We start from the raw sequence: 19,400 nt of genomic DNA, 5'->3' as shown, positions 1-19,400 counted from the left end.
GGCAGCGCGCCTAACGTGGCCCGCTGCTAATAGTTTCTCAATTAAAAGGTACCGCGAAGACCAACACGGAACTGACGACCTGTTTTCCAAACTGATGCTGTACGCGAAGTAGTTACACTGCCATCTTCAATTGCATTACCTTCATCAAGCACAACCTCTTGCGAGTTAGCTTCAAACGCATTACGCGTAAATGAACTGGTGTAATAAATTCGGTTAGTTTCATCAGTTAAGTTAAGTGCCTGAAAAGTTAAGCTAAAGTTTTTATTAATTTTATAACTTGAGCTAAAGTCCAAACGATGGGTTGCCTCTTGCCATGTAGCACCGCCAACTAAACCTCGGTTAACTAATTGCTCCCCGGTATAGCGACTCGCTAAACGTAATTGAATCCCTTTTTGTTCCCAATACAGTGTTGTATTTAGGGAATGCTTTGGAGTGTAAGGTTGTGGTAGTGGTTTTAAAAATATATCGGTATTACCTACCTGCTGACGATCAGATTCTGAATCTTGATAGGTATAGTTCATGTTTAAACCTAAGCCACCCCAATAACTTGGTAAAAAGTCATAGTTTTGGTTGTAACCTAGTTCAACACCTTTGATATCTGCGCCTTTGCCATTGGTTACTGTGGTTACGTTTACAACGTCACATTCAATGCGCCATTGGTCAAAAAAGCCCGCAACTTGCCTAAGTGGCATACAATCTTCTTCGCCACCTGGTGTTCTATTCTCATCGTAATCAAGTAATAAATCGGCTGTTTGTAAATCGTATTCAGTCCTAACGTCTTTGTAGTGATACGGAACCACAACCGTTTCTTCAAAGTCTTTCATATCCTTGTAAAAGAACGCTGCCGAGAGCAAGCCTGAATCACTAAAGTACCACTCATAAGACAAGTCGAGATTGGTTGATTTAAGCGGTTTTAAATTTGCATTTCCTGCTGAGCCATTAGCAGAGTCCCATTGTTGTTCAAAAATTTGTGTACGTGGGTTTAATGAATCAAAACGAGGACGTGTCATTGTTCTACTAACAGCAAAACGTGCAATCATTTCTTCGTTAACTGCATAGTTTAAGTTCAAGCTAGGTAAATAAGCGTCATGTCCGCCTTTTTTAGTTACCCATGCAACGCGGTCTTGTACTTCACGTCCGCTACCTTGTGTCCCTGTAAATGAGGTTGTTCTGTCTAAAAACGGCCAAATTTGTCCGTTGCTTGCAAAGTGTGCCCACGCATTAGCTGACGTTGGAACTAAATTTCCGTTGCTGTCGTAAATTAAAGAAGGTAATGCATTGTTAGCTATAATGTTGCCATTTTCATCTACAAAAACTTGCTGATTTACACCCAGTCCGGTGTTGCCATCAGCCCCAGGAATTACAAACTGACCCGTTTGCGGATCAACAGGGAAAGTAGCCGGGTTTGAGCGGTTATACGCATGGGTGATTTGCCATGCCCAACAGTTTTGTAGCTCAGCATCGTTTGCTGGTGTGTAACGATGATCAGGCTGACCCGTGTCAGATACCCCCATAACAGCTGCCGGACAGGCATCTAAATTTGTATTTGCTAAACCGCGCTCAACTAACAAATTGTACGCATCAACCATTTGTGGAAAACGCGTATAGTTAATACCGCCTACACCAGTTGCTGTTGTGTCATCTTTTACATACCTAAGGCCTAAGTTACCTGTTAGCTTGCCATCCATCAGCTCAAAGTTTGCTTTAAAATAAGCGGCTTTTGTTTCGGTTTCAATATTACGACTGCCTGTAATGGTTTCGCGTATACCTACTTCACCTGCATCTTTGCCTGAAACAATTTCAAGCGCTTTTTCGGCATCAAGTAACGGCCAGCCATTAAAAAACTCTGCAGAGCGGTCTGATTGAATATCTTCACCAAAATTATCGTAAGGATAGGCACTATCAGCGATTATATCGGCTAAGCGAATTGTACCAAGCCCACGTACTTCAAAAGCTTGATCAGGGTCTTCTAAATCTATTAAGTCACTGCCATTTGTGGTTGCTCTATTTTGAATAGAGACATCTTTTTTACGATTTGACCACTTAACTCCAAACTCGATCGATCTGATAAAGTCACCATCAAGCGCATAGTCAAAATCAACAAACAGTGATTTGTTTGTATCCGCTAATTTATTTTTACGCAGCACTAAACTACCTAAGTGATTGTGCTGCATGTCATACGGGTTAAAACGGCTGTATACCGCATTAGACGTACCATCAAAGGCATCAAACTCACCTGGAGTAACGCCAGTTGAGTAACTACATTCTCCACTGCCGCCACAGTCGTAACCAACCATTTCGTGGCTGCCATCCGGCATTGATTCAACTATTTGACGACCTGCCGTGCCCCATGTAGCTGTACTAATAGAGATAAAACGATCTTTCTCATCATCGTCTGGTGTTTCATCTGTTGTTTTAGAAAAACCAGCTCTTACATTCATATTTAATGAATCAGTTACCTGATAATCAATATCAAGTGACGCTACATTAGTATCAATTTCTCTAAGTCCGTAGGAGCGAACAAAGTTACCGCCTGTAGAGCGGCTACTTGATTGCTGTAAGGTATTGGTCGATAAATCAACCCCGTTTAGTGCTGTATTGTCATCACCGGCATAAATTAAAGGTGTTACAGGTCCCATGTTTAAACGCAGTCGTTGACTGTCGGTTAACACATCTTGCTCTGTATGAGTTACATCTAGCTGAATATCAAGTGACTCTGTTGGTTGGTATTGAAAACCTGTAGATACTGACAAGCGATCTCGTTGGTCATTATTTAATGTAAAATCAATAACCTCACGCGCTAAAACAAATAAATCACCTTCATGTAATATTTGCGTTTCAGGGTCGTAATTATTAAGTGAACTCAGTGGGTTTAATAATGCTTCTCCATTCTCACCAAAAAGCTTATTTCCATCAGCATCACGTTGATTGCCAAGTACCCTAATTGCTTTGCCTGTAACGGTGTCATGTGCTGTACGGCCTGTCGCATCATCTAAATCAACGATAGGAATTGCGCCGTTAGCCCAATCGGTATTGATACGATCTTGTCGTGTTTTTTGTGTATCTTTAGAGGCGGTGATAATAAAGCCAAAGGTGTCGTCAAAGTATTTATCAGAAAAGCTAAAATTAATGCGTGAGTCACTTTCATCAGAAAACTCGTTGTAGCGCCCTTCAACCGTAAAAGAACGACGTGGTTTGTTTAAATTTAGCGGTTTTACAGTTCTCAGTACAACACTTGCGCCGAGTGAGCCCTCATCATTATCAGCAGAAGATGTTTTAATTACATCGATAGATGACAATATATCTGACGAAAAAGAGCTTAAATCAACACTGTTATCGTTAGTCGCGCCCGCACTAGAGCCATCGGTACTTAGCCCGCCGGTAAGTGCTACACCATTCATTGATATTTGATTTAAAGAAGGTCCGGCACCACGAATTGATATACGTGTTCCTTCACCGCCTTCTTCTTGAATACTCACCCCTGTTACTCTAGATAGTGCATCAGCGATGTTTTGATCTGTTGATTTACCTACATCTTCAGCATGAATTGAGTCACTTACGTTGTCGGAAAAGCGCTTTGCGTTTACCGCTTTTCGTAAGCTACTTTTGATCCCTTGGACTTCAATTATTTCGATATCTTTTTGTAGTTTTATTTTCTCTTTTTCTTCATCTTCTTGTGCAAAAGCAGATGATGAAATAAGCGAAACAATAATAGCTGCAGAGACTGCTGATAACCTAAAGTTATGCTGCATTGTGTGCTCTCCTGTTTATCGGCATCCTTTTTCTCAATGCCAGTGTGTGATGATGTTGTCTGTTTTTATTGTTAGTTAAGCGCCACAGATAAAATGAATCAACGTCCTGGTATCCTAATTTCGTTTCATAGTGTTGCTTAACTTGCGATCAAGTTAAACATATGATGTTTGTATTTACAAGTTGTTTACTTTGCTTTTTACATTTTTGTTTCTTTTTCAAACGAATAAATTTAAGTTATTGTTTTAAATAATTAAAATTCATTAATATTTAAGTAAAAGTGGCGTAGATATTTTATTTTTTTATACAAAGCAAAAATAAAGAGACAGAAGCCCTATTAATAAATAAAAAATGTTGTTCAAAATGACCAAAATTGAGTTGTTTAGAAGAAATTTATAAAGGTTTAAACTATTAATTTATGCGGATTAGAGTGTTACAGCTACCAAAAGCTACCAAAAGCTACCAAAAGCTGCCAATTAGTAGCTTTTGATAGCGATAAACCAAATGTATTGCCCATAAATCTTAAGCTCAGACATTACATGGCAATACACACGTTTTTAATTTACAGGTAATTTAAAGAGATAGCTTAGAAGCAAATTTATGGTGCTAACCTAAAGAGTAACTGTTATTGATCGTATAACTTAATTTCACTTACTGTATAAGGCTTACTATGCCCAGTATTGGTAATGCCTGGGCCTGTAAGCAAGTCAAAATTCGACATAAGCAAAGAGCCTTTATAATAAATAATATCGGCAGGTTGGTCTAACTCGCCATTTTCTGAATTGTTATCGGGGTACGATGCAATAACGGTTACATTTTGGTTTGTATCAATTTTTATAACTTGATTAGTTAAAAAACCTGCAGCGTATAAATTACCTTGAGGGTCTATAGTAAGGCCATCAGGTCCGCTTCCTTTTGGAAGTGTTGCGTAGGTACTTTGGCTAAGCAGGTTATTGTTTGCATCAAGCGTTAATTTATAAATTAAGTCGTCACCTAAGTTGGTCACAAACAAGTTACCCTGTGCGTCAAACACTAAGCCATCAAGTCCAAATTTACGTTGCTTATTAACAGTTTTAGCTAAAAACAATAAATGTGGATCATTTATATTGTTTGTCACTAATATATTCGTATCTGTGGCCTTAAAACGATATATCCCACTGAGAGTCTCGGCCTTATTTTTACTTGGCACACGCAATTGAGTTACGTAAATATAGCCATTTTGATAGCGTACACCGTTTGGCGAACTCATGCCTTTGGCAACGACTTGAGTGTTAATAACTGCATTATTCTTTAAGGTAAGTTTAAGTAATCGGGCTCTGCCAGCGCCTTGGTTATCGGCTACAAATAACGAACCATCGGGGGCATAGGCAAGGCCCATAGGACGACCCTTCCCTTTATTATTTGGCCCCGATAACTGGGCTATTTTAGTAAACGTGTTGTCATTATTAATATTAACCAGCACACCCGCTTGTAGCCCTTTATTGGCATAGTTAACGCACGATAAAGTAAGTTCTCCTGTAGGAGAGACAGCAAAAGCGTCTGGGGTTGGGCAATAATCAGGGAGTGATGCAAATAAACTCGCACTATTAAGCATTGTATTAGACGTTTTAACAGACGCTAAAGATGCACTTACTTCCCCTTTATTTATGCTTTTATTATTGCTTTGAGCCATGTGAGTACTGCAACCAAACACAGTAAATAAGCACACTAAACCCGCTAATTTATTTTTAAGATGAGTGATGTTGTTTTTATTCATTATTGCTCTCTTTTGCTCTTAATTTTTGCGAAAAAAAAGCAAGGCTTGTTACCAAACCTTGCTTTTTACCTCTCATAGTTAACTCTTTTGCATTAAAGATTGGTTACTTTATCTATACCAATCTTAGATTTACTTATCACTTCGCCATTGCTGTAACGCACACTCACGTTATCTATTTCGTTGCACTGACCCAAACCAAAATGAACCACGTTATCAAATGATTGTGTATAAGGTGCTGCATCAGGCGATACTCGCTTTGTTAGGGTTTTACCACAGCCTTTAAGTGTCGCTATAGCACCAATTGGGCTTGTATTATGCTTAAGTGAATTACTTATACGCAGTAATGCATAGTGATTACTGTTATTGGCTTGATTACTAAATAAGTGCCACTGACCTCTGTCGTTATTCATAATAATATCGATCTGGCCGTCTAAGTTGTAATCAAATACATTTGCGCCTGAACCAATGGTACCTAAGGTATTTGTAATTAATCCCGAATGAGTAGCTTGGCTAAATGTATTATCGCCATTATTTAAATACAGTATTTGCGACGTAGGGGTTACCAAGTTACCTTGTTTAACAACAAATAAATCTTGATATCCGCTGTTGTTAAAATCACCTACACTCACTCCCGTGGTATTTAAATTGGTTTTAACACCGGCTTTATCACTTACATCAACGAATTTTCCACTTTCATTTTTTAATAACAAATCTGATGGTGCCACTGGCTTTTTATTTTCTGCATAGTGCTTAACACCGGTTACCACTCCCGTAGTCGGTGAAAACGTATTACCCGCCATGCGCCACTTATTATTACCTATATAACCAACATAAAGTCCTTTATTAGGTTGAGTATCAGGCCATCCTAAGCCGTTACTGCTAACAGTATTAACGTTTTGACCGCTGTGCCTTTCACCTTCAAATTTGTATTTATAGGCACCTTCTCCTACAAACACATCTTGATTCGGATAAGGGGATTGGTAATTAACTATATTGAGCGTGTCGCCAATAAGTAAGTCGTTGAATTTAAATGACCCGCGTTTAGTATAAAAACCAAATGTTTTGCTTTTAGCATCAAAAAACGTATCGCCTGCTTGTAATGGGTTAGCACGACTTATATATAAATCAAAGTCACCATCGTTATCAAAATCAATTTCGCTAACACCCGTCGCATCCATTATTTTATTAGGTAAAATGTTGCCGGTTACGTCACTAAAGGTAAAGTCGCCATTGCCTTTTAAAATACGTAAAGCGCCGTCGCCGTAAATCACTAAATCGTCAACTTTATCGTTATTAAAATCGGTAATAAGGACTTTTTGACCGTCTCGATTAGTTTTTGGTAAATCAGTTGCGTGGGTTATATTGCCAGTACCATCATTTTTATAAATAAAATTACTGGTTTGTTTACCGCTATTAGCCTGCGGGAATCCCATTAGTAATAAATCTAAGTTGCCGTTATTATTGGCATCAAAAAACTTACTAGTGCGCCCACGTAACGTTGGCAATTTGGGTGAAAAATCACCGCCTTCAATAATTTCTCTTTTGTTAAAGTGAAATAACTTAGCATTACGCGCGTTATCGCCAGAGCCACCACCACGCGAAAGCAAAATGTCCATTTTGCCATCTTTATCGTAATCGCCTACGCCAATACCGTGCATATCACCCACAATAAGATCGCGCCCTTTGTCGTAAACGCCTTTATTGTTCCAATACAAACGAATGGTATAACCATGATCAGTAAGTAATAAATCAGGGTAACCGTCTTGGTCTAAATCGCTTATTAATGCGTTATCCCATTTACGGCGGTTTTTGTTTTCTAATTTAATTGCTTGGTGTTGCTCAGTAAATAATGTGCTGCTAGTTGTTAGCTGAGCGCCCGCTAGGGCACTCGCTCGTTGACAACCTAGTAAGCTTGCGCTCATGCATAATAAAGAAACATGCCATACAATTGTTTTTACTTTCATAAAGCCTCCTTGAATTTGATGAAACTTACTTGGTTGTCTTAAACGTTTTATCAAATCGTGGCATGGCATCTAATCGCCAATTCGCACCTTCAGTAGTTTCGTGAAACCATTTTGGCTGTTGGTTATCCCAGCTCCATTTTTCCATTTCGCGAACCATGTCGGTTAACAGTGCCTTGTTAGATTTACTTACATCATGTTTTTCAGAAATATCGTTTTCGATATTAAATAACTGCCACGGTTGCTGGTTAACTTTTAATGCTTTCCACTGGTTCATACGAATTGCAGCATCGCTGTAACCTTTACGATGGCGAAGTGCATAAATAGGCTCATCTTTATGTGGGTTTTCATTTTTAATAAACGCAGGCCACATATTTGTACCGTCTAAATGTTGGTTTTCTTCAACTTTAGCGCCCGCTAAAGCTGCAAATGTTGGGTACAGATCAAGTGCCGATACAGGATGCGAAAAGCGTTTGCCCGCAGGTACATGCTTAGGCCAATGAAACAACATAGGGACTCTAAAGCCACCTTCTTGTGTACTGCCCTTACCTGCTTTAAGTGGGAAGTTATTAGCACCTTTACTTAATTTGCCACCGTTATCACTCATAAATACGATAAGCGTATTATCATATTGATTATTTTTTTTCAGGGTTTCTACTAGTTTACCCACGCCGCGGTCAACTGCGTAAACCATACCTGCGTAGGTTTTACGGTCTTTATTTTTTATATTAGGAAACATCGCCATATCTTCATCCTTAGCTTGCAATGGCACATGCGGTGCGTTGTAAGCTAAATATAAAAAGAATGGATTTTTTTTGTTCACTGCTTTGTCTACAAAATTAACGGCTTCGCGCGAAAGTGCATCAGTAATGTACTGCGTTTCTTTTACTTCTTTGCCGTTGTGCTCTAGCGGTGTAATGTACTCAAAAATATTTTTTAAGCCTTGTGCCTGTTGCTTTTTATACTGGGGTTGGTACTGATCAGGAAAGTAATTATGCCCACCCCCTAAAAAGCCATAGTATTCATCAAAACCACGTTTATTTGGATGATACTGCGGCGCATCGCCCATATGCCATTTACCTAATGCACCGGTAAAATAGTTGTTTTCGTTTAGTAGTTTACTAATAAACTTGGCGTCAGTAGGCACGCCTACGTTTGAGCCGCGTGTAGGTAAATTAAATTGTGAGCCAATCTTATGTGGATAACGACCGGTCATTAATGCCGCTCGGCTTGGGCCACAGAATGGGTGCGCTACGTAAGCGTCTGAAAAAGAGGTACCCGATTTAGCAAGATCATCAATATTTGGGGTAATAATGTCCTTAGAGCCGTTAAAACCGACATCTGCATAACCTAAGTCATCTGCAACAATAAGAATAATATTGGGTTTTTGTTCACTTGCGTGTCCCCCCGCAGAGCCAATTAATAATGTAAGCGATAATAAAGCGCTCAATAATTTTGTGTGTGTTTTCATAGTGCCAATCTCAATTTTGATAATAAAAAACAATAGGCCAATTAAGGCCTACCAAAGAGCATTACTCGGCTATAAAAAAGCTTTCATGTGGTGGTTAAATTTTGTTAATGATGGGTCGTCAATACGGTTTAACTCTCCCGCCATTTTATGCACTAAATCAGTAAGCTGTTTTTTGTATTTAGGATTATCTATTTGGTTTGTGATTTCGTACGGATCATTTTTTAAGTCGTATAATTCATCGCGGCTATCACCTGGATTCCATACAAATTTCATTTCAGGGGTACGTATAGCTCTAATACCAAACCATCCGCCGTTGTACCATTCGTAGGCATATAACGAAATATCATCTTTACCAGCATCTGCACTATCGCCTTGTTTCATTAATGGTAAAAGTGAACGCCCGTCTTCGTCGCCATCAAGTGGTAGTGTCATCCACTGGCGAAGTGTTGGCGCTATGTCGAGCATAGACACTTGGCGGTTAATTATTTTAGGCTCAAGGCTAGGGTCACGAATAATAAGTGGCATACGCATTAATTCGTCATACGCATATGGGCCTTTGTCATAAAGGTTATGCTCACCTAACATACTGCCCTGATCGCCGACTAAAATAATGTGCAGGTCGTCGTATAAACCTTCTTCTTTGGCCGTATTAATAAGCTCGCCAACTGCGTGGTCAATCATGGCAATAGCGCCATAGTAAAAACTATGTGCTTTGCGCCAATCGGTTTCAGTCATGTGACTTACATCGTGCCAGGGCCACCAAATATCATCTTGCGCCATTGGTTTATGTTTACGTTTTATACCAAAGTTTTTGGGAAGTTTTATATCTTTGTAGTCGTACATGCTGGCGTAAGGCTCTGGTACTCGGTACGGTGGATGAGGTTGTTCAAAGCTAACAATACCAAAAAATGGCTTGTCTGATTTAGCCGCATTTTGCAGCATTAGTTTGCCTTCGTTTACTTCTTTAGCCGTTACTGTATCAGCATATGTACCCGCAAGTGTTTTGTAGTAATCATGCTTTTCGCCATTTTTATCACGTTCTCCTGCGTTCATACGGGCTACATTTTTTTGCGTTTGATAAGGCGTAAAAGGACGGCCGTTACGTTCTTCATCTTTATCGTGTCCCCACATAAAGTTTGCACCGCGCAGTGCTGGGCCTTGTGCACCTAAATGCCATTTACCGACATAACTAACATCGTAGCCTATGCTGGTTGCACGTTTAATTACGCTGCCTTCACTGAGTGATAACTCCGAAAGACGAGAATGATAAAGACCTACGTTATCGTCAAGACCCGTTTTATGTCCCCAGCGCCCAGTAAACATAGCCGCGCGCGAAGGTGAGCATAATCCAGTAGAAGTCATCGCTTGATCAAATCGCGTGCCTTCGTTTGCTAATGCATCAATATTTGGCGTTGAAACTGGCCCATTACGGTATGAAAATGTGTCAAAACGCATATCATCAAACATTAAAATAAGCACATTAGGTTTTTTGGTTTCTGCTCGCTTATTTTCAGAATTATTTGCATATACATTAGGTGCGGTTAGCGCGCAGCACCCGATAAGCATCAATAACTTTATATTGGATACTTTCATTGTGTGTGTCCTTTTATGCTGAAAGTTATGCTAAGCCTATATGCTTAGCCCCGTAGGCTATTTAAAAAACAATATTGTAATGAGTGTATCTATTCGACACCAAATTGATAAAAACAATATAAAAATATGATGTTTAATCTTGCAACAAAAATACCTACTACGTTAAAAGCAATCATTTATGAGTTACAAAAAAACCAGCATATAAAATATATACTGGTTAATTTTCACTTGCTATTTAGCTGTAACTTCTAATAAAAGCACACCCTCTGAAGGGATATCGAACGTGTTCTCTAATTGATTACTCGTCATTAAATTTTTAACTGTAATCGCTTTGCCGTTTGTAAGTGATAATTTTAAATTTGCTGTTCCATGGCCCAAATTTAAAATATTAACCAGGTAGCTGCCGTTGTCTTGCTTAACCGTACGCCATGTTGTGGTTTTAAATGACTCACCATTGTCTACTTTTACAATAACATCAGGCGTGCTGCTCGAAACCTCTGCTAGTGCAGTTTGTTTAATGGCTTCAACGTCTGCACCTTTAGGCATAACAATAAGCTTACCTTTATTGGCTAACAACTTAGCATTACGCGTATGTCCGTACTCATCTAAAGACAAGCTTTTCGCTGAGTCTAAAATAACGGTACCACCTTTATTTAAGTACCCTTGAAGCGCACTAAACTCTTCATCTGTAACAAAGTTATTGCGATAAACCAGTATTGCATCCCAATTGTTGTTATCTTGCTTTTCAATTACATTTTTAGTGACAAAACCAAGTGGGAAACCTTCAAAAAATAGATTTTCGTAAAGCTTATAACCCTTCGTCATATAGTCATTTGTATTGATCGCTGTTGTTTCAGAATAAAACAATCGAAGAGGACGACGCTGCTCTCTAAGTTCTATAATTTCCTCAGAAAAACTATTAAGATCAAACATCACTTGAGTAACTTCGTTAGTTACATGTGGCTGCATGTTATTAGAGCCTGCAAATGCACCACCAAGACCTGGGTCAAAAAAGTCGAGATCACCTTCTAAGCGATCCTCAGGTGAACCATCTGGATCACGCGCCCAAAACCAACCCATATTGGCATCCATTCCAAGTAGAGTTGCAAGCCAATAAACACTTCGAACATAACTTGTACGTGTATCTAAATCTCGCCACTGACCCGAAGATAAAAAGTGAGATTCTGAATTTACATTAATTTTATTAGGTGCAACTGATTCCATAAAGTCATGAAACATCGTTACAATGCCCCAATTGTAAGCGTATTTCTCAATCCACTTAGAGGACTTACCAGGACGGATGTTTTCGCTTCCAAAAGACTTAGCATCGTGCCCTACCATAGTTGTTAACTCGGCTAATGCTTCTGTATCAATACCACCAGAACGCGAATCATCCATAAACATGCGCGGCATAATTTTTATATGGGTATCGGCGTTTTCATTTACAGAATGCAGCTCATTTTGAACGTAAGTAAACCAGTCAGTACTTCTGTCCATATTATAACGTGTCCAGTCGTACCACTTAGGCTCGCCTTTAATCGCAGGATCGATAGGTATCTCAATAGCTATATCTGAAAATTGACTAAAATGCGTTCCCCAGTTTTCATTTAACTCGTTAATATCACCTTGGTACTTTTTATCTAACCAGCTTCTAAACTTGTTTAATGTGTATGAAGAAATACTGGTCATTTCTTGGAATTTTTGTGTCCAGTGGCCTTTTTCAGCATACCAGTGTGGTTCATTAGCTAACACAAACCCTACTTCAGTTACTTTTTTACCTTTAGTAAGCTCGCCCGTTTTACGGATTATTTTACCCCAAATATCTCGCGCTAATGGGTTATCAATATCGAATCCAGTAAATAACGAGCGGCCTTTTCTAACTTCTGGTTCTTGCTCTTCAACCCACTTTGGAATGCCCATTAACCAATAAACCAAAAAGCCAATGTTGGTATCAGGGATGCGCGTTAGCTCTTTCATTAACTCTTCGTCAAAGGTGCCATCTTCACGTACTAAAAATGAATTAATAGCGCGGTCATGATCCACCGGATACAAATCTTCACCACCATGGTAAAGCGCACCTAAATGATCGTTATAAACATCTTTATTAGTAAGTGGCTGGCCAACACTCTTTGAAAAATAGTCATATAAAAAAATAGGCTTATCATTACTAACAAACATATTGTCTTGTGCTTTTGTGTTTTGCCAATCAACCTTATTTACAGGGCGACGTTTAATTTCACCTGAAAGCTCTTGCCCAAGCTCTTTAATGCCTTTATCTAAAATTTGGATGACTTTTTCGCGCTCAAAATTTGGTAACTCTTTTGCTAGTTTTTCTTTGTCGGCAGCGTAATGACGCTCGTAGCCAAATAACTTTACAACTGCGTCGTAATTATTTTCATCCCAGTTAGCAAATTTTAAGAACTGTTCTGCAAACCAGATAATGCTCTGCTCACGCGTTACATCAATTTGCTTACTTTGTGCTTGTTGCATCATTTTTTTTAATTTTGCTATTTTTAGAGTCGCAGTTTGCTCGTATTTATTTTGCGTTGCGCTTAGCGTTTCATTGTTATCAACTTTAGCTACGCTTTCTTGCTGCGAGCATGCTGTTGTAAGCAAAAATAAGGGGGCTAGTGTGAAGCCTAAAAGATGTTGTCTCATATTTTTCTCCCGTTGAGGTCGTTATCTGTTAACAGGTTTTTGCACTGTTGTTATTATTTAATATCGACAACATACATCATATGTTTATATTTGTAATTCCTTTTCTTTGCCAAAAGTAAAATATTTCATGGTGGGATCCCACACTTATTTATAATAAATATTTAAATATGAAATACTTTATATCTAATTTATATATGAATACTTTTTGTATTTCGATTGGCACTCTAGTTGATGATAAATTAGGGCATTGATAGAGAGAAGTTTATCTGGGCGCTTATATTTTCAAGGTCATTGGTGCCATCTACATCAATCTTTTTTGTACGTTCGTAGGAGAATCGACCTGAAGATCGAATGCTCAATTTGGTTTTTCACAAAGTACTGTTGTAGTGATAATGTAATCTATAATGGTATTAAAATTTAAGGACAAATAAATAGTAGTACGAACTTAATTACGTGGTTCATGCGCTACTTTGACATGGTAGAAAGTGGCAATTCAACCTACTCGAAAATACAAAGTAGTCATCAACTACTTAAAATAACATTCTGAATTTAAGAGTTTAATATCGACTAACAAACACTTCGCCTTAAAATTACTTGCATTAAAACGAAGTGCACACCCCTAATTAATCTATGGTCTGTTGATCTTTGCGGATTAAAATTTGTTCAAACTAGGCGCTATTTAATCGCGACGCGAGATTTGTAACCGAGTGGGCTCGATAGCTCCTGCGTTATTCTAATGGCTTACATCCATGTAAGAATAAGTAGCTCCTAGAAAGAACCCTTTAGGCAGCGCCTGTTTGGCATTAATGCTACGTTATTGCCCATTTATGGGGAATAACCACACTGCATAGGCTCTGCCTTGCCTAAATACCAAACAGACTACTGCAAATTTAACCTCTAAAGTTCAATAAACCCTTATGTAAAATTAGATTAGAGATAAATTTAATACCAGTTCGCTTAATTAAATGATCTATTTTGAGGATGGAAAAACGTGTTGATAGCTAGGCAAAAAATTCGCTATTTAGTTGTTCTCGGCAATTGCTCCTGCATTGCTCTACCTTCTGCATCCATGCAGTCGTAAATGAGAGTTTTTTAACACAGGTAGCGACACGTTTAGCCCCGTAAAATGATTAAGTATTATTGCGGATTGGTATAATCATTGTGTTATTACGTTATAAGGGTAAATATTTTCGCGGTTTTGGAATGCCAAAATTGCCGTATTTTTAATTATTCCTTGCTCAATGTTTATTGCACGGCGAATGGTTTCATCTTTTTGCCACTGCAAAGCACCTTTGAGTATCGTTTGTAAATATACAATGAGCGCCGCAGAGATTGAACGCGTCGCGCTTTCCCATAAATAACTCGGTGTATGATCAACGCCATAATAATCCGTGTTGTTATATCGAAATAAAGGGTTTTTAAACGTTGTCGGCTTTGCAAAAAAGAATCCCATCCCCTCATCACAGCTAACATCAATAATTAAGCTGTTTGGTTTTAAGCACTCGGCTTCTGATTCAATGACAAAGTTAACCGGATGAGCTGTTTCTTGATAAGTCCCGTTCACTATAATATCGGCTTCGCTAATAAGATCGCTAAGTGGCCGATTAGTCCCATCATGCTCAACAACCATCATGCGAGACTCTCCTTCAATACCTTCTCGTACCTTAACATAGTGACAATCTAATATTTCTTCACGCACTTCGTGATCAGGACGCTGAATACAAATTGTAATATCTCTAAAGCCATGCGCTTTAAGAGCGTAAATAGCGCCTCTACTCACTGCACCAAAACTAAATATAATCGTTTTACGTTGATCGCCATAATGACCATCAATACCCTTAAGTTGCAAAGCATGTATTACTGCGCAATACCCTGCCATTTCATTGTTTTTATAAAAAGTATGGCGCCCTACATTTCCGTTTGGTGACCACACATACATATCTTCAAAAGCAATTAAGGTAAGTTTACGTTCAATTGCCGCTTGTGTTATTTCATGCTGTTGAACGCAGTGGGCATAACCCCAAATAGTGCCTCCTTCGCGCATTTCTTCTAAATCAGCAAGTACAGGCTTTGCAATAATGGCCGTTCCAATATGGGTAAGTATTTCGCTGCGCGATGCAATGCCACCCGTTAACGTTGCAATATATTCATCGCTAACATTAAAAGCGGTGCCATAGCCTTGTTCAAACACCATTTGTTTTCTAAGGTTTTCTGGAATTCGTAATAAGTGCTCTGGGTGAATAGGATACCGTCTTTCATCTGTCTTGCGGGATGTTCCGATAACGCCGATAGTTAATTCACTCATGCTAAGTCCTGTTTATAAAGTAAGTACGCTTGAGTTCACCAACGAATCATCATACTTCGCCAATAAACTTAGGCGGTGTTTTTATGTACGTTTTTGGCTCGGATGAACCAACTCTATTTTACAAAGGTGTAATTTTGGCAATAAATAATGAAGAGCAGTGAGTTAACTTGCATTAAGTTGCAAGCTGAAGACTATTACCTTTTGAGTAAAAGTGCTGACTGAGTATATCAGAAATAAGTACTACTAACTTGAGTATCTCAAAATGAAATATAGAGAGTACTAGCCTGTAGAGCAGATTTAATCCACTTTAAATTGGGCTAGCTGAACGTTCAGCTTTTATATCAACTTCGGCTATGCCCATGAGCGAACGGTGGCACCAAAGTCACTTGTTATGTGATTTTTATCTTATATCATTGCTCTTCTTAAATTTTTTTACTTTAGCGCGCATATTTTTCATTGGTGATGAGGTATTAAGCTGGATCATTCTACCTAATGTATATTTTTTATACCAAGCAACACCGTAAAGATCATGCTCACTTAATGAACTAACTAGCGACAAAATATTATTTGTTGTTATTTTAAACTCAGAGATTAAGTCATTGTAGCTCCAATCACGATACTCAAAATAAAAACTTTGAGCTAGCCTTCCTAGTTCATTCCATTTATAACCAGTTGCAGGAAGCTCCACACATTGCTTAGCTGACGTAAGTTTATTCCACTGAATTACTAGCTTTCCCCAACCAATTAGATAAGCAAGCGTATCACTAACACTTATTTCTGTTCCTTTAACATTCCCTTCTACTCTAACAGTTCTAGATAGCTCTTCAGGAATGCTTGAGTAGTCCGCTAGAATTTTATCAAATATTAGTTGAATTGCTTGTTCCAATTCTTGTTTATTTTGGGGGACAGATGACAAGGGTGACTCCATTAACATAACGAGGCCGTAGAATAACTCCAACAGCCAAAATTAATTAAAAAACGAGCCCCAGCAATTAACTCTAAGCATTTTTAGAGCATTAGGTAATCCATTTGGATCCCATAAAACAGGCTGTTTTACTTCCATTTAAGTGCCTTGTTAACTGCTTTTTACTACGATTGCTAACGCAGCCACAATTAACGACGCAATAGCTGTAATCCAAGGGCCTAATTGCGCAATTTTATTGCGCCGTTCTTCGGCGGCCTTAAATATTACAAAGTCTAAAAGCTTAGTTAAATACTCCACTTCAAGCGGAGGTTTTTTAGAGTCTTCATTCTCATCGTCAGTTTCGTTTAGCCACTGTTTAGCATGCCGAATTTGTAAGCTATAAAAATAGTCAGCAGTTTTTTTGCTTTTATTCTTCGATTTCCTAAATAGACCTTTAAAAGAACTAAGAACTACTTCAATTTCATCTTTATCTATTGATAGTGCTTTTGCTAAATTTGATGGAGTGCGTGCAGACCAACTGCTCATTGATAAATGTGTAACCAAAGCAATTAATGATTCTTGATGTTCTGAATATTTGGGATTCTGACTCATGGCTACCCTTGGCAGTTAACGAGCCTGTAGATTAACTCGTTTTTTATTTATTTTTATTGATAAATCAACCATAGCTGAGTTCCTATTTTGGTTCAATCGATTACTGTATTTTTCATAGAATATAAAAGCTGGTTTGGTATTGTTTTAACTGGCGTTTTGGAAGGGTTTACGGGTGTTTCAGTGGCTTTATTTTAAGTTAAAAGGGCTTACCCTTCTCAATGCATCGTGTTTTTCAGCTTTTCTATATTATGAACAAGGCAATACAGTTGCCGCAGCGTAAACTAAAGGCATTCACTTTCATTTTGTCTACATAGCTCAGCTTTTTACGTGATTCATTATTTATAACAATGCACTCTTCATACTGTTTTTGTTGGCTTTTTAGTAATAATTAGGATGAGTGTCATCCTAATTGAGCTTTAGCGCTTGCTGTCCACCTCAGGGCGTATTGTTATAAGTTTACTTTATATCCTGTCGGCTAATCTTAGGCACCAATGATTCAAACAATACGCTATCTGAATAAGCGATATGTTCCGTGTGCCGTGAATAACTAAAACCTGGAATATTTGATTCTCTTGAAAAATAATGCATCATTGCACTTTCACATAGAACACCCAAGCATTTATTACTCATTCCTGCTTTAAGTTTTTCAAGTTTCTGCCTTATAAAGTTATTTGAAGCTCCTCGATGGATCGCTATTGTTGCTGACATTGAATCTGGGAAAAGCATATTCGTTTTTGGCAATAGATCTGTCACATTGATTGCAACCAAACCTTTTACTTTACTTTACTTGATTTGTGTAATTGAACTCTTTTAATAATTTGTTTGTTCGCTTTTTTTACATTTTTATCTATTCTGTTTTCAGATTTAATACGTTTACATTCAACAAACAATGTACCATCAATACCAAGATCTACGACTACATCACAAACCCCTTTTAATGAGACAGGAAAACCTGCTTTAATAAAGCGACACGCCACTGATAGTTCAAATAAAAAATCTCTAGCTTGATCATTATCACTGTTAGCTCGAAACTCTTGACCAGAAACAATTATTTTTATTTGTTCTATGAATTCTGAAGAGTTGATTGATTTTAAGTTATTGTAAATTCTTATTATTTCATTAACTTCAATGTATGCATTATCGAATTTTCTTTTAAATTTTATTAACTCATCTTTATCGTCTGGAACTGATGATGTTTTTGCCATTTCAATGAACTTATCAAAATGTCTTTTATACAAGCCATATCTATTTTTTGAATAAGAAAAACCCAATTCATTAAACCAGTCACATACTTCACCGTACATATCAATTACGTCTTCGAATTGATGTACAAAATTATCAGGGCGATTATCCACGAACCTTTCCTAAACTTATAACGAGCCTGTAGATTAACTCGTTTTTTTATTTATTTTTATTGATAAATAAACCATAGCTGAGTTCCTATTTTGATTCAATCGATTACTGTATTTTTCATAGAATATAAAAAGCTGGTTTAGTATTGTTTTAACTGATGTTTTGGAAGGAATTACGGGGATTTCAGTGGCTTTTATTTAGGATAAAAGGGCTTACCCTTCTCAATGCATCGTGTTTTTCAGCTTTTCTATATTATGAACAAGGCAATACAGTTGCCGCAGCGTAAACTAAAGGCATTCACTTTCATTTTGTCTACATAGCTCAGCTTTTTACGTGATTCATTATTTATAACAATGCACTCTTCATACTGTTTTTGTTGGCTTTTTAGTAATAATTAGGATGAGTGTCATCCTAATTGGTGATTTTGTTCAAAATTTAGGATAGGTGTCTTGTTAATTTTTATACATGTTGAATAAAAGCTTGATATCCTGACAGAGGGAGCCAAGCTTTTAAGATTACTTTGGTGAGTACAATTTATTTCTTGGCGTGATAGGCTTTTGAGATTGCGTAGCTATCCTCGAGCCAGTTCCAACTTTTAACCTTGCCATCCTCAACCTGAACGCGTACCGCCCAGCTGAATTTGCCAGTATCTACACCGGAATGGTTAAGAATTGCGCTCATGGTGCCCATAAATACGGCTTGGTTATCGTATGCAAAGCTGTAATCAGTCGTCCAGCTAGTGGTTTTAAGGGCTGCTCCAAATTCGGGAAAAAATTTATTTAGAACTGTGTCTTTTCCTTCCCAATTACCAATCCATGGCAATGACTTGTCGCCTTCGTTATGCCAAACAAAGTCATCGCTCATTAACGACTTAATTTTTTCCATATCACCAGAGCCCGCAGCCCATAAAAATGCTTGGGCCGTTTCAAGGGTTTTTGTTGAGTCAACAGTCTTTGCATCGCCTGCCTGTACAGCTGTTAGTTGGAACAAAGCAAAGAGGCTAGCGAGGCCAATGAGTAGTGTTTTTTTAGTCATTC

11 protein-coding genes are annotated in these 19,400 nt (G+C 38.1%); all 11 read right to left on the bottom strand.

Annotation, left to right across the window (positions count from 1 at the left end; all coding sequences use genetic code 11):
* Positions 1-41: 41 nt before the first annotated feature.
* Entirely contained in the window at positions 42-3,752 is a 3,711-nt protein-coding gene (locus D172_RS07680; RefSeq protein ID WP_007375140.1) for a TonB-dependent receptor, read from the bottom strand.
* Positions 3,753-4,375: 623 nt separating this feature from the next.
* Complete coding sequence (locus D172_RS07675) at positions 4,376-5,506, bottom strand: SMP-30/gluconolactonase/LRE family protein (RefSeq protein ID WP_007375141.1); 1,131 nt, start codon at positions 5,504-5,506, stop codon at positions 4,376-4,378.
* Positions 5,507-5,598: 92 nt separating this feature from the next.
* Positions 5,599-7,470 (bottom strand): CRTAC1 family protein, encoded by a 1,872-nt coding sequence (locus D172_RS07670; protein ID WP_007375142.1) that lies wholly within the window; start codon positions 7,468-7,470, stop codon positions 5,599-5,601.
* Positions 7,471-7,495: 25 nt separating this feature from the next.
* The gene (locus tag D172_RS07665) at positions 7,496-8,938 is read right to left on the bottom strand and encodes a sulfatase-like hydrolase/transferase (protein ID WP_007375143.1); all 1,443 of its coding nucleotides are present in this window, start codon (positions 8,936-8,938) and stop codon (positions 7,496-7,498) included.
* 69 nt (positions 8,939-9,007) lie between these two features.
* Entirely contained in the window at positions 9,008-10,531 is a 1,524-nt protein-coding gene (locus tag D172_RS07660; protein ID WP_007375144.1) for a sulfatase-like hydrolase/transferase, read from the bottom strand.
* A gap of 231 nt (positions 10,532-10,762) precedes the next feature.
* Positions 10,763-13,189, bottom strand: coding sequence for a hypothetical protein (locus D172_RS07655; protein WP_007375145.1), 2,427 nt, complete (start codon positions 13,187-13,189; stop codon positions 10,763-10,765).
* A 1,156-nt stretch (positions 13,190-14,345) separates the two neighbouring features.
* A complete protein-coding gene (locus tag D172_RS07650; protein ID WP_033022886.1) occupies positions 14,346-15,494 on the bottom strand; it encodes a N(5)-(carboxyethyl)ornithine synthase in 1,149 nt (382 codons plus the stop codon).
* Positions 15,495-15,894: 400 nt separating this feature from the next.
* Positions 15,895-16,410 (bottom strand): ClbS/DfsB family four-helix bundle protein, encoded by a 516-nt coding sequence (locus D172_RS07645; RefSeq protein WP_007375148.1) that lies wholly within the window; start codon positions 16,408-16,410, stop codon positions 15,895-15,897.
* Positions 16,411-16,569: 159 nt separating this feature from the next.
* Positions 16,570-17,010, bottom strand: a complete 441-nt coding sequence (locus D172_RS07640; protein WP_033022888.1) for a hypothetical protein — start codon at positions 17,008-17,010, stop codon at positions 16,570-16,572.
* 773 nt (positions 17,011-17,783) lie between these two features.
* Positions 17,784-18,365, bottom strand: a complete 582-nt coding sequence (locus D172_RS07630; RefSeq protein WP_007375150.1) for a hypothetical protein — start codon at positions 18,363-18,365, stop codon at positions 17,784-17,786.
* A gap of 532 nt (positions 18,366-18,897) precedes the next feature.
* Positions 18,898-19,398 (bottom strand): nuclear transport factor 2 family protein, encoded by a 501-nt coding sequence (locus tag D172_RS07625; RefSeq protein ID WP_007375151.1) that lies wholly within the window; start codon positions 19,396-19,398, stop codon positions 18,898-18,900.
* Between the last annotated feature and the right edge of the window lie 2 nt (positions 19,399-19,400).

Source organism: Pseudoalteromonas sp. Bsw20308, assembly GCF_000310105.2.
Lineage (GTDB): Bacteria > Pseudomonadota > Gammaproteobacteria > Enterobacterales > Alteromonadaceae > Pseudoalteromonas > Pseudoalteromonas fuliginea.
This window is presented reverse-complemented; position numbering and strand designations above follow the sequence as displayed.

Coding starts and splice junctions, on each gene's coding strand:
- D172_RS07680 (WP_007375140.1), bottom strand. CDS start 3,752: ATGCAGCATAACTTTAGGTTATCAGCAGTCTCTGCAGCTATTATTGTT.
- D172_RS07675 (WP_007375141.1), bottom strand. CDS start 5,506: ATGAATAAAAACAACATCACTCATCTTAAAAATAAATTAGCGGGTTTA.
- D172_RS07670 (WP_007375142.1), bottom strand. CDS start 7,470: ATGAAAGTAAAAACAATTGTATGGCATGTTTCTTTATTATGCATGAGC.
- D172_RS07665 (WP_007375143.1), bottom strand. CDS start 8,938: ATGAAAACACACACAAAATTATTGAGCGCTTTATTATCGCTTACATTA.
- D172_RS07660 (WP_007375144.1), bottom strand. CDS start 10,531: ATGAAAGTATCCAATATAAAGTTATTGATGCTTATCGGGTGCTGCGCG.
- D172_RS07655 (WP_007375145.1), bottom strand. CDS start 13,189: ATGAGACAACATCTTTTAGGCTTCACACTAGCCCCCTTATTTTTGCTT.
- D172_RS07650 (WP_033022886.1), bottom strand. CDS start 15,494: ATGAGTGAATTAACTATCGGCGTTATCGGAACATCCCGCAAGACAGAT.
- D172_RS07640 (WP_033022888.1), bottom strand. CDS start 17,010: ATGAGTCAGAATCCCAAATATTCAGAACATCAAGAATCATTAATTGCT.
- D172_RS07625 (WP_007375151.1), bottom strand. CDS start 19,398: ATGACTAAAAAAACACTACTCATTGGCCTCGCTAGCCTCTTTGCTTTG.